The 15769-nt window shown below is 33.9% G+C and carries 13 protein-coding genes; all 13 read left to right on the plus strand.

Features of this window, described 5'->3' with window-relative positions:
• The coding region (locus WFK35_RS11945) for a DNA/RNA non-specific endonuclease (protein ID WP_336732801.1) at positions 1-2641 on the plus strand (2641 nt) is incomplete at its 5' end.
• A gap of 11 nt (positions 2642-2652) precedes the next feature.
• Positions 2653-3213: a hypothetical protein gene (locus tag WFK35_RS11950; protein WP_336732802.1), complete on the plus strand. Its 561-nt coding sequence runs from the start codon at positions 2653-2655 to the stop codon at positions 3211-3213.
• Between the two features lie 256 nt (positions 3214-3469).
• Entirely contained in the window at positions 3470-4618 is a 1149-nt protein-coding gene (locus WFK35_RS11955) for a hypothetical protein (RefSeq protein ID WP_336732803.1), read from the plus strand.
• 117 nt (positions 4619-4735) lie between these two features.
• A complete protein-coding gene (locus tag WFK35_RS11960) occupies positions 4736-5422 on the plus strand; it encodes a hypothetical protein (protein ID WP_336732804.1) in 687 nt (228 codons plus the stop codon).
• A 414-nt stretch (positions 5423-5836) separates the two neighbouring features.
• Positions 5837-7954 carry a phage tail protein gene (locus tag WFK35_RS11965; RefSeq protein ID WP_336732805.1) on the plus strand — a complete coding sequence of 706 codons (2118 nt, stop codon included), beginning with the start codon at positions 5837-5839 and terminating at the stop codon, positions 7952-7954.
• A gap of 121 nt (positions 7955-8075) precedes the next feature.
• Positions 8076-9224: a hypothetical protein gene (locus tag WFK35_RS11970; protein WP_336732806.1), complete on the plus strand. Its 1149-nt coding sequence runs from the start codon at positions 8076-8078 to the stop codon at positions 9222-9224.
• Positions 9225-9577: 353 nt separating this feature from the next.
• On the plus strand, positions 9578-9934 hold the full coding sequence (locus WFK35_RS11975) for a hypothetical protein (RefSeq protein ID WP_336732807.1): 357 nt from the start codon (positions 9578-9580) through the stop codon (positions 9932-9934).
• A gap of 144 nt (positions 9935-10078) precedes the next feature.
• Positions 10079-10213, plus strand: coding sequence for a hypothetical protein (locus WFK35_RS11980; protein WP_336732808.1), 135 nt, complete (start codon positions 10079-10081; stop codon positions 10211-10213).
• A gap of 101 nt (positions 10214-10314) precedes the next feature.
• Positions 10315-11364, plus strand: coding sequence for a leucine-rich repeat domain-containing protein (locus WFK35_RS11985; RefSeq protein WP_336732809.1), 1050 nt, complete (start codon positions 10315-10317; stop codon positions 11362-11364).
• 368 nt (positions 11365-11732) lie between these two features.
• Positions 11733-13592: a hypothetical protein gene (locus WFK35_RS11990; RefSeq protein ID WP_336732810.1), complete on the plus strand. Its 1860-nt coding sequence runs from the start codon at positions 11733-11735 to the stop codon at positions 13590-13592.
• Positions 13593-13657: 65 nt separating this feature from the next.
• Entirely contained in the window at positions 13658-14563 is a 906-nt protein-coding gene (locus tag WFK35_RS11995; RefSeq protein WP_336732811.1) for a hypothetical protein, read from the plus strand.
• Complete coding sequence (locus WFK35_RS12000) at positions 14563-15159, plus strand: hypothetical protein (protein ID WP_336732812.1); 597 nt, start codon at positions 14563-14565, stop codon at positions 15157-15159. Before WFK35_RS11995 ends, WFK35_RS12000 begins: the two co-directional genes overlap by 1 nt.
• A 383-nt stretch (positions 15160-15542) precedes the next feature.
• Positions 15543-15769, plus strand: a 227-nt coding sequence (locus tag WFK35_RS12005) for a hypothetical protein (protein ID WP_336732813.1), incomplete at its 3' end; no start/stop codon positions are given.

The following is a 15769-nucleotide window of genomic DNA, read 5'->3' on the forward strand; positions in this document are numbered from 1 at the left end:
ACACGGCGATCAACAGCAAACTTCAGCGAAAGACAGCCAGAAACGAAAAGAAATTGCCGATCATATTAACGGCATTTACGTCAGCTCCAAAGCAGATGTAGATGTTATATTAAACAATCTGGATACAACGGTAGCGAAGAAATTTGATGAGGGCAGCAGAGAAGCTAAAAAAGCATTTGAAGCCCATGTCGATAAAGAGATGAAGGCTTATAAAAAGAAACGTTATGGTGATGCGTATGCAGACTACGGTGCTTTAGCTGCGGCTGGAAAATGGATATGGGACAAACTTACCGGCTTACCTGAAGAAGTTAATAAATTCTTTGACAGTGGTAAGGATTTATACATTAAAGTGATGGATAAATTCATCGACCAAATCGCAACCCATGTTACCACTCAGCTAAATGCAGCCAAAACCAGAATTGCCAAAGGCAAAAAAGATGTACAGACTTATGTCGACAGTTTATCGCCAAGCTTAAGGAAAATAGGGAAGGAAGCTATTGCAGAGATCCAAAGCAAATTCAATGCACTGGAAGAAAGCGTAAACAGTAAAAAAGATGCATTAATTGATGTATTGGCTAAAAAATACGCCGATAATATCGCAAGTATTGATACCCGGATTGCAGATCTTAAAGCGCAAAACAGCGGATTGATCAACAAAGCTCTTGATGTGCTTAAAACCAGCGTATTTGCTATTATTATTGAAATTAAAAATACACTAACCAATTTATTATCCGGTGTAATCAGTGCCATTCAGGCGATTATTATGGATCCGATAGGATTCTTTAAAAACCTTATTGCGGGTGTTTCCCAAGGATTTACCAATTTCGGAACGAATATCTGGACACACCTTAAGGCCGGTTTCTTCGGATGGTTAACCGGAGCGATGAAAGGTATTTCTTTCACCATGCCGGAAGATGTATTCTCTTTGAAAGGTATTTTCTCCATTACCACGCAGGTTCTTGGTTTAACGTGGGACGGTATCAGAAGCATTGGTGCAAGAGTGATAGGCGAACCTGTAATGAAAGTTCTGGAAACTGCTTCTGAAAAAGGTCTTGAAATAATTCCGATTGTCCGTAAAGACGGTGCTGCAGGATTATGGGAATACCTGAAAGACCAGTTTGCCGATCTTAAAGCCACCGTAATGGATGCTATGATGGACATTATCCAGACGCAGGTGATCCAGGCGGGAATTAAATGGGTAATGGGATTGATGACTCCGGTAGGAGCCTTTATAAAAGCCGCAATGGCGATTATCGATATGGTTAAATTTTTCATCCAGCGAGCTGCCCAGATTATGGAACTGGTAAAAGCATTTACAGACAGCATTAAAGCTATTGCCAGCGGAAATGTAAGTGCCGTCGCAAAATCCATAGAAAATGCATTAGGAAGAGCAGTTCCTGTACTCATTGGTTTCTTAGCTTCCTTATTAGGAATTGGCGGATTGGCAGATAAAATACTGGGCGTTATCCGAAAAATACGCCAGCGTATTGAGAATGCGATTGTGAAGTTCTGGAGTTTTATTAAAGGGAAGGCAGCTAAACTATTAAGTAAAGTCGGAATTGGAAAGCTTGGTAAGAAGAAAGATAAGGTTGACGAGAAGCATATCAAAAATATGGATTCTGAAATCGCTCCGGAACCATTTACGATGAATGGGGAAAGTCATACCCTAACTTTTGAAAATGGTGAAATCTATATGGCGAGTGAGAAATTAGCATTAACACTTAAGCTTAATAGATTTAGAGTGTATGTAGAAAATCGTCCTAATGAGTTTAAAGAAAAATCGGTATTAAAAAGTATTATCAGATTGCAGAAAAGAAATGAAGATGTAAAAAGAGAATTAATCAACGCTAGTAGAGCTGTAGAGAGTAGTAAGAATGCACTAAGAAAAGAGGATGCGCAAGCAGATTTTGAAAAACTTAGTAAAGAAGTTCATGATTTCGGAAAAGAATTTAAACTAAATGATTTAACTGCACCAAAGGGAAATAAATTGCATAATAAATTTTTTCCGTATAAAATAAAAACAGAATTGCTTGATGGAGGAGGGAAGAGGATTACTTATGGATATGAAGAAGGAAATCAGAAATTTACCGTTGATATACCAGCAAGCGGATATCCAACGAAAGTAGTAGGAGATCAACTTACCTTACATGATTTAGGAAGGGGTTACACTCAAGATCCCGATGGAAAAGTTAAAAATACAGGAATGGACGCGGCTCATATTATTGCCAATATGTTCGGAGGAAGCGGTTATAAAATAGGTGAAAATATTGTTGCTACAAGTGCTGAATATAATCAGAAAGCAATGAGGAAAAGAGAAGATGAAATTAGAGATTTTATTGAACAAACTGTTGATGTCAAACATTTTCTTTTAGAAGTTAGTTTGCAATATTCTGAAGATAATACTATATTTGAAATGTCAGAAATAAGGGAGCAACTAGCAAAATATGCAAGTACAGATGATGAGCGACATCAACTAAGTGACGAGGATCTAAAAGCAAGAATTTTGGAAAATCTAAAAAAGACTAGTCAAAAGAGGCTGAAGGAGGTGTATTATGATTTATATGTTCATCTAAAAGACGGAAGCGTAATTAATAAAGACTTCGAAATAAAAGAAGCTGATTTATTATACGGAACTAAATAGAAATAAGAAATATGGAAGAAATAAAAAATTTTGTTAATAATTTTATTGATAATGAGTTTAAGTTTAATACATATCGATATGACATAAATATAGAAGATGCTGTTTGTGAAGAACAGGCTAAGAAACTGGACTCATTCTTTCACTCTGCTAATTTATTAAAACATGGAAGAACAGGAAAGGAGTTTCAAAATGATATGAAAAAGCAATTTGCTGTTGATAATTATAAAAGGCAAATTCCGCGTACCTTATTTCAAATTAAGCAATACAAAAATCCAAAAGTAGGAGAAGGATTAGAAAGATGGTTAGTTAATGATGAACTTTTTGCTTGCTATACAAGTTACACAGAAAATACAGGAAGAGAATTAGGATATAATAAACTTTTTTATGTAGCCGAAACAAATGAAGGGATGAAAATAATATATGATTTAACTTTTGGTGTTAAAGAACCAGAATGGCGTCATTCACACGATTTAAAAATAAATCAGGTAAAAAATCCAGGAGAGCTCATAGCTGTTGAAAAATATCAGGCTCCAGAAGAAGCTAATAGTTTAGCTGATTATAATGCAGAGTAAAACAATTAATAATTAAAATTAAAGCGGAACTTCATTTGAAGTTTCGCTTTTTTTATGACAAAATGTTTAAAGTTTTGCATGCATGATGAAATCAAAAATTGGAAATAATTATTTTTGTTAGCCATCTAATTTTCTTTTGAATATTCTAAGAAATTTATAAGGTGATAAGTAAGTTATAGAAAATGTTTTTAAAAGTAGAAATATTATTAAAACAAACATGGGAGAGCCATGTTGTTAAAGAAATAGAATAATAATTATGGAAATAAACAAAGTGCATTCTGAATTAAAGGAAATATACAGAGATAAAGATGTAAAATGGACATTTAACTTAACTTTTGATCATAAAGATGAAAAAGTATTATTAATGAACTGTTTAAAAAGAGGTTTTTGGTCAATAATGCCTTTTGGATTCGAAGCAGGTAATATTTTAGCTTTTCAATTAATTCCGCATGAACAGACACGCCAACTAGCTCCTGTGATATCATTTGATGAAGTATATCAAGAATGTTTTATGTTTGCTCCAAATATAAAAGCAATTATTCCTATGGCTAACTTGAAATTTATGAGGAAATCACTTTTAATAAAAGAGCTTCAGAAAGAAATAGAAGATGCGATAGTATTATCTAAACCATTTTTTGATTATTTCGGAGGTGGAGATCTAGAGTTTTTAAAACAGTTTTTATTATTAGAGTCCAATCAAGAGCGTTTTGAAAATGCTGAAAAGTATAAGGAAGATTTTTATAAAGAATTCTGGAGTCATTACTATGATACACTAGAAAACACAAAAGCTTTTGAATTATTCGATGAGCTAATTCGAGGAGTAATTAATTTACCGAAATATGAGGTTACTGATTATGATTATGGACTTTGGAATAATTATATCGGCAATGTTCTTGCTCAAAGGGCTTATTCAAGAATTACGATGGAGGATAAACACAAATGGAAACATTATTGGCGGTGTGCACAGTTGCCTCATGGTTTTGATTGCGACGATAACAGTTTTGAAGAATATACCATTCATGTTGGTCATTCAAGTTCTCTGATGGATTGCATAGCAGACTCATTTGATTCTGAACGTGAAAACAAATATGAAATGTTTCCAGAGGAAGTAAAAAAACATCCTCTTTTTGAAGCTACTGAAGCTATAAGAAAAGTAGGAGGTTATTCAGGAGATCTTCATATTAAAGCTGCGGTAATTTTAGAAAAAGAATATAATGATCCTATAGGCTGCTGGAATGCTTTAATTAGTGCAAGTTATTGGGCAGGAAGACAAGGAAATCTGGATTTGGTGGAAATGTGTTGGGGTTTAGCAATTGATCTTTCCAGAACCCATGGCTGGACTGAGATTCATAATATTTTATCTGAACAGATGGAATTTTACTATCATTACAAAGATAAGATCTAAAAGTTTATCTCTTATTTTAAAACGAAGTTTCTATTTTTTAGAAGCTTCGTTTTTTTAATTTAGAAAAGTAATTTGTTACTTTTGATTTAATAGTACCTTAAAACCTAAAATAAGCTTATGATGGAATTAAGTAAATATAAAATTATCGTAGAACCTATAAAAAATACTTTTGATAATCCTAATATTTTTGATCAAAAAGGGAACTTTTTTAGAAAAACACAATCTTTTGGAGAATTTTTTTTTGATAAATATAAAGACTTGTTATTAGCTACCATGCAAGGATTTTATAGCATTACAAATGGCTATTCTTATTATTGGGAGGGTAAAATACCTACAAGAACGGAAGGGCAAAAAACAAGTGAACGCGGAATAATAAACATACTTCCTTTAGATGAATTATTTCAAAAGCATAGTGTTATTGAACTTGAAGGTCGTGGATATTACATACAAGGGGAAGATTTCTTTTCAAAAACCGGGCAGTTTATTCCGCTAGATTATGTTGAAGATATTTGCGCAGGAGTTTTCAGCAAGGAAAATGAAGATGAAATGGTTTATTTTCATGACTTTGGAATAGGCTTTTATCCATTAAAAGTAAATTTTGAAGGATATGTAGAACTTGCTTTTGCAGCCAGAGGTTATCTGATGTGGCAATATGTAATCATATATCTCGAATATGGAAAAGAAGATTCTGCCATGTATGGAAAATCCAGATATGATGATTTTGTAGAAGATATGCCTTTGCTGTTCCCGGATTTTAAGATGGATGAATTCATTAAATTATATGAGTCTTTAAAGATAAAATAAGTACTTTAAATAATTTAATAAAAGCTAAATTTCTATTATATAGAAGTTTAGCTTTTTATTTACAAAATTTGTAATATTGGGGGAATTTAATTTTATAATTAAACTACCTGCTGCGCAAAGTCTCCTGACTTTGAGCAATGTCAAGCCTAAACTGTCTTAAATTTATCCCCCCACTGCCGAACGAATCCTTTCGTGTGATATTTTTATTAGCATATTCTCACTGGTCATGTTACCACCCAGCTAAATGCAGCCAAAACCAGAATTGCCAAAGGCAAAAAAGATGTACAGACTTATGTCGACAGTTTATCGCCAAGCTTAAGGAAAATCGGGAAAGAAGCTATTGCAGAGATCCAAAGCAAATTCAATGCACTGGAAGAAAGCGTAAACAGTAAAAAAGATGCATTAATTGATGTATTGGCTAAAAAATACGCCGATAATATCGCAAGTATCGATACCCGGATTGCAGATCTTAAAGCGCAAAACAGCGGATTGATCAACAAAGCTCTTGATGTGCTTAAAACCAGCGTATTTGCTATTATTATTGAAATTAAAAATACACTAACCAATTTATTATCCGGTGTAATCAGTGCCATTCAGGCGATTATTATGGATCCGATAGGATTCTTTAAAAACCTTATTGCGGGTGTTTCCCAAGGATTTACCAATTTCGGAACGAATATCTGGACACACCTTAAGGCCGGTTTCTTCGGATGGTTAACCGGAGCGATGAAAGGTATTTCTTTCACCATGCCGGAAGATGTATTCTCTTTGAAAGGTATTTTCTCCATTACCACGCAGGTTCTTGGTTTAACGTGGGACGGTATCAGAAGCATTGGTGCAAGAGTGATAGGCGAACCTGTAATGAAAGTTCTGGAAACTGCTTCTGAAAAAGGTCTTGAAATAATTCCGATTGTCCGTAAAGACGGTGCTGCAGGATTATGGGAATACCTGAAAGACCAGTTTGCCGATCTTAAAGCCACCGTAATGGATGCTATGATGGACATTATCCAGACGCAGGTGATCCAGGCGGGAATTAAATGGGTAATGGGATTGATGACTCCGGTAGGAGCCTTTATAAAAGCCGCAATGGCGATTATCGATATGGTTAAATTTTTCATCCAGCGAGCTGCCCAGATTATGGAACTGGTAAAAGCATTTACAGACAGCATTAAAGCTATTGCCAGCGGAAATGTAAGTGCCGTCGCAAAATCCATAGAAAATGCATTAGGAAGAGCAGTTCCTGTACTCATTGGTTTCTTAGCTTCCTTATTAGGAATTGGCGGATTGGCAGATAAAATACTGGGCGTTATCCGAAAAATACGCCAGCGTATTGAGAATGCGATTGTGAAGTTCTGGAGTTTTATTAAAGGGAAGGCAGCTAAACTATTAAGTAAAGTCGGAATTGGAAAGCTTGGTAAGAAGAAAGATAAGGTTGACGAGAAGCATATCAAAAATATGGATTCTGAAATCGCTCCGGAACCATTTACGATGAATGGCAAAGGACATACACTGACTTTTGAAAAAGGTGAAATCTATATGTCCACCGATAAAGCTAAATTAAGTACGAAGATTAAAAGGTCTTTGAAATATCTTAAAGACCACCCTACAGCGCCAGAATTAAATGGCAAAGGTCAAACGATCGAAAGCAGGTTGAAAGTGCTAAAAGACGAGGCCCTTATTTCAGAAAAAGTTCTTAAGGATACCAACGGACTTAAAGGAGGCGATCCTAAAATAAAAGCAGCGCAAAAATCTCTGGATAAATTATCGTTAGATATTGCCACTTTGGGAAATGAGTATAAGTTAATCGATCTTGCCGGAGAATATGAAACCAAAGAATTGGGTGATATGGGGCTTAAGGTCGGTCAGCATAAGTTGACAGGAGCAGCCGACAGGCAGTCGCATCACGTACCGGAAAAAGAATTGCGAAACAGCCTAGTAGATTTCTATTCGACCGTAGGAAAGGTATTGAATGAAAATCCTGACTATGAAGACTTGGGCAAAAAATTGGAGATGAAAAACAAGACAATCAATTCAAAATTTAATGGATATGGCGACAAATTGCCGGCCATCCTCATTCATCAGTTAACTCACAAAGATGGCGGTGATCAAGGGATTCATAACCTGGGCTCGCAAAAAGCGGCTTATGACAATATAAAGAAAATCGCAGAAAAATCAGGGGAGTACCAATTGGTTATATATGATGAAAAAGAAAAACAAATAAGAGCATCGTTCCGTGAGCATCATTTTAAAGAACTTGTAGCGAAAGTTTATGATTTTGTCGAAAGCGGAAAAAGCAATGTGCAGATCGTCAAAGAAGAGAAAGGAGTTATTATCCACTTAAAGGGTGAAGAGGAAAACGCAATAGCTCCAATAGGTGATAAGATTAGGAATTTAATTACTACTTTTGAAAAAGATAACCCAGATGAGTTAGAAAGAGATGATAATAAAGCAGAAATTTTGCGGATTGTAAATAGAACGGCAGAAGAATCTTTCAACCAAACTTTCAACATCAGTATGAATGCCTTACGCTAGCGTTGGAGAAACATAAGCATTTGGAAGGTGATGAAAAAACAAGAAAAGATGCGATACGCAAAATAGATGATCTATCAAGAGGCATTTGGCGTGAACATATATATAAACCTATAGAATAATTATGGAAATAAACAAGCTACATTCTGATCTAAAAAAAATATACCATGACAAAAAAGAGAGCGACCGTGCATTTCTCTTCAAATTTAAGAATGAGGATGAAAATGAAAAACTGATTACTTTTATGAAAATGGGATTTTGGTCGGTTGCTCCTTTGGGTTTTTATTCTGATAATATATTGGGTATTCGATTAACGCCCGAAAAGCTGTTAAAAAAATCTCCGATAGTGTTTTATAATAATAGCTACCAAGAATGTTTTACATTCGCACCAAATTTACTGGCCATCATTCCGATGTCTTACTTAAGATTTATGGGCAAGCCAAAAACCATAGCAGAACTTCAGGAAAAGATAGACGGAGCCGTTAATATATCGAAGCCTTTTTTTGATTATCTGGGCGACGGAGACCTTGATTTCCTGAAGGAGTTCTTGATTTCTGAAGCCAACCAGGAACGGTTTAAAGACGCGGTCAATCTTGAGGATTCGTTTTTCAAAGAATTTTGGGATCATTATTATGATAAGCCCGAACAGAAGAGGGCATTTCAATTGTTTGAAAAATTAAAAGAAAAGAGAATTTATCTTCCCAACTATAAACCGACCAATTATGGTATCTGGAATGAATATGTAGGAAACGTTTTGGCTCAAAGAGCATTAGATTTACTCAATATGGAATATGAAAACAAATGGCAGCATCTATGGCATTGCGCACAACTACCCCACGGATTTGATTGTGATAATAAAGGATTTGATCATTATAAAATAAGCTTGGGGAATTCTGATTCTTTGATTTCGCACTTATCTCTTAGTTTTGATTCCGAATGGGAAGACCAATATGCAATGTTTCCGGAAGAGGTACAAAAGCATCCACTTTTTGAAGCGACAGAAGCTATCAGAATTAATGGACAATATGGATATACAGGAGAAAAGCATTTTGAAGCCGCCGTGCGCCTGGAAGAAGAATACAAAGACCCTGTTGCGGCATGGAATGCCTTGATAAGTGCGAGGTATTGGGCCGGCAGAAGAGAATGTTTGGATCTTGTAGAAAAAGCATGGCAACAGGCAATCGACCTGTCAGAAAAATATGGTTGGATAGAGATCAATGAAGTTTTAAAAGATCAATTGGAATTTTATTATCATTATAAAGATCAATTCTAGCTTACAATAAATGTTTTAATAAAAGCGAAACTTCTAAAAAATAGAAGTTTCGCTTTTTTATATGTAGTTGAAAGATTTTAAAATACGGTGATATACTACGTCACTGCACGAATCCTTTTGTGTAGGATTTTATTATCCAATAATTTCTTAAAAAGTTTTTATCTTTATAAAAAACATAATTGATGAGTCGTTACTACAACCTCCACAATACTTAAAGATTATATTTCATAAGTTTTACCGTTGTACGTTGGCTGGATGTTTTAAAAGGTAATTTTAAACTACACGATGCAATCGTACGGCAGCGGGGTGGGATAAATTACAATTAAAAGAAGTAAAATAAAATTAAAGAAATAATGCAACACCGATTTAATGAATATTTGCAGTATAATGTTATTTTAGCAAAGGATAACCTCCCAATGATAAAGAGCAATCGTAAAGTTCCTGCAAGTTTAAAGACCAATTTGCCGGAAATCAGCCAATTGGATGCTGTACATACAGGAATAGAAGATTTTTACAGAAATGTATCTGACGGCTATAGCTTTGAATGGTGGAGTGATGAAGAAAATGGTATAGGAGGAAAATTGCGTTTTTCCTCAAGTAAATACTTATTTTCTGATCGGGTTTACATGATGGTGAAGGAGATGAATATCTTAAATATTTTCATCCTCTCGATTATCCGACCCCTGAATCTTTTGTCGGATTTATTATAATGTCTGATAATACCATATACGAATCATTGTATTATATGAGTGTAAGCGATTATGAGCTAAATAATTTAGACTTGGATTATGAAGGTTATACGCAAATGGCTATTGAGTCTCGTGTATTCAATCATTGGCAACGAGTTTTATTATATGGATGGAATAGGTATTGGTTCAGTAGAAACAGAAACCTTTAAAACTGAAATGCCAAAAATTTTTCCTGATTGGACTTGGGAAAATTTCATTGCCAAGTTTGAAAGTCTGCGCCTTTCTAATAAAAACAAATAAAAATTTTCAAAAAAAATTAAAGCGGAATTTCTGTTGGGATTTTCGCTTTTTTATTAAAGAACTATCTTTAAGCTCTCAAACTGAGAAATTTCAAAATAACCATGACAGATTTTATAAAAAAATTAGAAAAAGAGTTTGATATTCAAATTAATCGTTCCAAAGAACACATCTGGGAAAATTATTATGATGTAGATGAAGATGGGAATATTAAAACATTATATTTAAATAAGGTTGATTTAAAGGATATTGATGTATTATTACCAATAGCAGACAGTCTTGTTAAATTAGCCCTTCCATATTGTAATGTGGAAATGTTACGTCCATTAAATGCTTTTTCACGGTTAAAAACATTAGATCTAACCGGCAATAAATTACCGGAAACATCCTTTAGGTATTTTGGAGATTTAAAAAGTCTGAAAAATCTGGATTTGGGAGCAACTGAACTTAAAGATACTTCTTTGTTGGGCGATTTAATTAATTTGGAAATATTATATATCAGTTGCAATCCGTATCTCGAAGTAAAGGGTTTGGAACATTTAAAGTTCCTACAGCGGTTAGATGTCACTCTGACTAAAATTGATCATATAAAAAAAATAAATGTTAATGAAAATATCCGTTTTTTTAATATTGGAGAAACTAAAATTGAAAAAATAACCGATTTGGAGCGCTTTCCCTATTTGGAAGAATTGAGAGTAAATGGAAGTCGGGTAGACAAAATTGAGGGTTTGGATACCTTACAAAATCTCAAACAACTTCTTATTTCGTCTACTCATGTAGAAGAAATTGAAGGTTTGGAAAGCTTGAAAAATTTAGAAGTATTAGACTTAAGCCGTAATGAGATTTCAAAAATCAAAGGATTGGATAATCTGAAAAATTTAAAAAGATTAAATTTAAGTGAAAATAAGATCAGCAAAGTGGAGAATTTAGATCATCTTATTAATCTGGAGTTTTTAACTTTCGAGATCAATAAAATTAAAGAGTTTGATGCTTCTTTTTTATCTAATTTGGTTTCCGAATGTTTTATTTCCTTATGTTTTACAGGGAATTATATCAGAGAGATTAAAGATGTTCCAAAGAATGTTACCATTAAATTTGAGGCGGATCATTTTGTACCAAGAGTATTTCCTATGTCAAATGATTTGTTTCGATAATAAAAAGAAACTGTCTCAAAAATGAGGCAGTTTCTTTTTTTACACCCGAGTTTCTCATTTCTAATTTTTCTTCTTTTTAATTTTTGATAGCTCAATAAAAGTTTCCATGTTCGTTTTCCTTTCGGATACTTCTTCATTTATTCAATATAAGTGTCTCATTTTTCTTTTTAAAAAACAGTGAAATTTCCTAGCGGTAAATAAAGGCTTCTTAAGCTATAAAGAATTTACGACTTACTGCAACTACAGAATGCAGGAGGCTAAAAACTTTAATAAGAAGAAAAAAATAAGGAATTTTGAACCCTCAAGTACAGATACTATTGGATCCAAATCAGCTGTGCTAAAAACTTAGAAAAGTTAAAAAATTAAGTATGGAAAAAAATGAATCAACAACAAAAGAAATTCTAAAATTCTATTTTGAGACCGGAAAGAAACCTACCGAAGCCCAGTTCTCAGAATTTTTAGATTCTTACTGGCATAAAAAGGAAAGTATTCCTAAAGAAAAAATCGAAGGGTTAGAAAATCTGTCGTTAGACTTTGATCTTCTTTGGTCACCCACCAGCAAAAAACTGTCTTTGGCAGATGCTCAGGGAAACGTATTGTCGGAAATTTCTTTGCAGTCTCTGGACAATGAAGGGACAGACTTAAGGTATAATGCTGCTACAGCATCACTGGAACTGTATAATGCAGACAATGAGCTTTTAGACAGCATTCCGGTTTCGGATTTTGTAAATAATGTAGGTACGCAACTGGCTTTAAATTCCAACATTTTACAGTTAAAAGACAGCAAAGGAAATGTGCTTTCTAATGTGATGTTTGCGGTTTCCAATATCTCAGGATTGCAGACGGTATTGGATACGAAAGCAGAAAAAACCATAGCTATTAATACTGTTTCTCCGTTACAGGGAGGTGGTAATTTATCGTCAGACAGAACATTAAGCATATCTCAGTCTAATACGAATACTTCGGGTTATCTGAGTAATACAGACTGGAATACATTTAATAATAAATTTGATAAACCTACCATGGGAGCCAATTATCTCGGAAGATGGAACGGCTCAACATTTATCAACAGTTTATTACAGGATAACGGAACCAGTTCAGGAATCGGGAGTAACAATTATAACAATATCATCTGGTCTGTCGACTCTTCTTCTAAAGCGGCGCTTATCGCACCAAGAATGACTCAGGCTCAAAGGCTTGCGATTTCTTTAGGAACCATTCAGGCGGGAGCTATTGTTTATCAGACTGATGGGACAGCAGGATATTATCTCTGGAACGGAAGTTCGTGGGGAACTTTGGGAAGTAATATTGCTACCGCAGATCTTACCAATACCCAGGCAAGAACATTTACTCAGAATGCAGGTTTCACATGGGACACTTTGGGAAATGCTTATTTTTTGAAGGGACTTACAGATGTAGGAAGTAATTATAAAGACCACCCCAAAGTTTTAAGAATAGACTCAAATACAAAACAGGTTGTAGAAGGTGATGCTCTGGTTGTAACCATACCGGATACTTTACCTAACCCTGTTACACCAACATCACAAACTTTAAATATAGTTCACACTTACACAAACAGTCCTACCGCATTAGATACCAATGTAAAGGATTTAAATGAATTTATTATGAATATAGGGAATTTAAAATTTACACCTTTAACGGTAGACGATTGGAATTTAATTAATGCTAATCCAAATACAGCTGCTGTTATGTCAGCTTCTAATGGAATTGCTTTAAAAACGAATAATCTGGTGGCATTTGCTCAAGGAGAAATTATGGCTTGTGCTTATCCCAATTTGGTTTTACCCGCTAATAAAAACTGGGTGTTTATAATTGGTGGTACGGTGGGAGATTATTATTCAACCAAAAATATAGGGGTTATAGGAATTTGTGAAAGCTCTGCCAAAACAAACGTAGGGGTTTTAAATAGCTATTTATCATCTCTTTCAGCTGGTTGGGGATATTACAGTATAAATCACATTACTATAAGTGCTGATACCACTCCAATTGCTCAAAGAATTGATTTAGGAAATAGCACCTGTATTTTTACCAAGGTAGGAAATATATTAAATACTACTGTGAGGTCAGGAGGTTCGGTAAAAACTTTTAATATAGATGTAACAGGCATCAATGCTTTTAAACCTTTATGTTCATTGATAAGAAGTAGTTGGAATGATAATACAGGTAATTGTATCAGCGATTTTGGAAAATACTGGATCGAATCTTAAGAATACAGAAGTAAATTTTATAAACTAAAAAGACATTTTAAAAATCCAAACAAAAAATAAAAAATATGGAAGAAAATAAAATAACACCACGGGAGGTGTTGAAATCTTATTTTGAAAAAGGGGATTATCCCACGCAAGATCAATTTGCGGAATTAATAGATTCTTTAAAACATAAAAATGACATTCCCACTAATAAGGAAACAGTAGTATTTGCAAACAGCTTAGCTTCTATGGATAACGGATATGTTATCTATTATATAAATTTGAATAATGGTGGACAAGAACTGAAATTTCCACTGGTTATAAGTCAGGATGGATTTGAGGATCAGGTTATAGAAATTGGGAATACTTACGGCAATGAAAAAAGACAGTACTTTTTAGACAATGGACCCTATACTATTAAAGCAAAAAAGTTTCCAAAAGAAGGATTAAATAATTACGAATATTATCGATTATATTATCAAATAGAATCTAATTACGGAATTTACAGATTTTTTGGAAATAACCTGCCAACAATTCCCGAAGGATTTGAATTCGGAACGCTTACAGATAAAAGATTTTTAGTTCAAATATATAAAGATAACTTAGGTCAGCAATTAAACATTGTAAACACTAATATTAAGTTTATAAATAATACTGATCTGTCCATTCAGTACAGACCAGAATCTGGTTATTGGGGACATAGATTTATTGATAAAGATTTTGTTACCGATCATTACAGTCTTTGGGACTATTTATATTTTTATTACAAAGCAGATCTTACTACAGTAAGTCAAAATATAGTGTGTCAGGTTTATGACGAAGATACGGGACAGCTCTTAATGACCGGATATCTGTATGCAGGGCAAAATAATGTAAATACATGGGGCGGCGGTTCTGCAAATATGGTAAGAAACATCAGAATCGAATGTAATTATCTAAACAATCAAGTTATTCAAAATAATCAACCTACAAGTACAATTATAGACTAATGAAACTAAAAATATTTGAACAAAATCAGCATCTTAAGGATCTTACACCTTTTGAGCTAATGGCAAAAGATATCACTATTTTAAATGGAATCGTGAAAGGCGAGCCAATCTATGAAAAAGGAAGAAAAACCAGCACTGGTTACTATTTAGACAAAGAACAGACGAATCTGGCAATTCAGAAAATTTTTTCTGATGAACTGGATGAAAATGGATTTTTAAAAGGATTGAACATCGTTATTAAATGGTTCGATATTTACGGAAATCCTGTACTTGTTAAGCCTGTGTATGTTTCCCTGTCACTTTCAGAAAGTGCAGAGATGATTATTAAAAGACGCAAACGTATTATTGATTATCTAAAGGAATCGGGTGCAAGATTAGGGGTAAAACAGTATATCGATTCCCTTTTCAGCCATTATACAAATTATCAGCAATCCGGAGTTACGAAAAATCTTTTAAACAGCTTTATTGAAAACGGATCAGATGAATTGAAACAGGCCGTTGCCAATGAAAATAATCAGGAAATAGCAGATATTTTAAATCATGTATTGCCGAACGGAACCACTATCAAAGACTCATTATTGGATCAGATAGCATAATAAACCGTAATCTAAATCAGGTAATAGTATTTTTTAAATACAAACAATTTTACCATTACAAAGTTAAATTTGGCTAAACTATAGCGCTTTAACAACTCTAAAAACTGCCAAATAGCTATAACTTCATGCAGCTCGGGTAAAGTCTTTTTTACGCTTTCAATCAATCACTTTTTTTTAAAACGTAATCATTGCTGTATAGTAGATGAGGTTCTTTTATACTCAAAATTAAAAAATATTCATCTCAGAATAATTAAGGAATATCTTTTTCCGATTTAATCAAATTTTAAATCACCTTTTATAAACAATCACTCGGTAAAGCTTTTCTAAAGTTTTACCGATGATACAATTTCTTGAACTCTAAACACAAAATAAAAATCTTTTCCATGTTAATACCAACACCATTAAACACCATATTAAGTTACTTCCAGACCGGAGATATTCCTACTCAAGAAGAATTTCAGGCATCCTGGTCATCATTTTGGCATAAAAACGATGCGATTCCGACGAGTAAAATTGAAGGACTCGATCAGCAGCTGCAAAATAAAGCAGACAAAGCAGCTTTTGATGCACATACACTAAATCAGGATTCCCATATCAATTATTTAGCCAC

The sequence above is a fragment of the Chryseobacterium sp. VD8 genome, assembly GCF_037149975.1.
Lineage (GTDB): Bacteria > Bacteroidota > Bacteroidia > Flavobacteriales > Weeksellaceae > Chryseobacterium > Chryseobacterium indicum.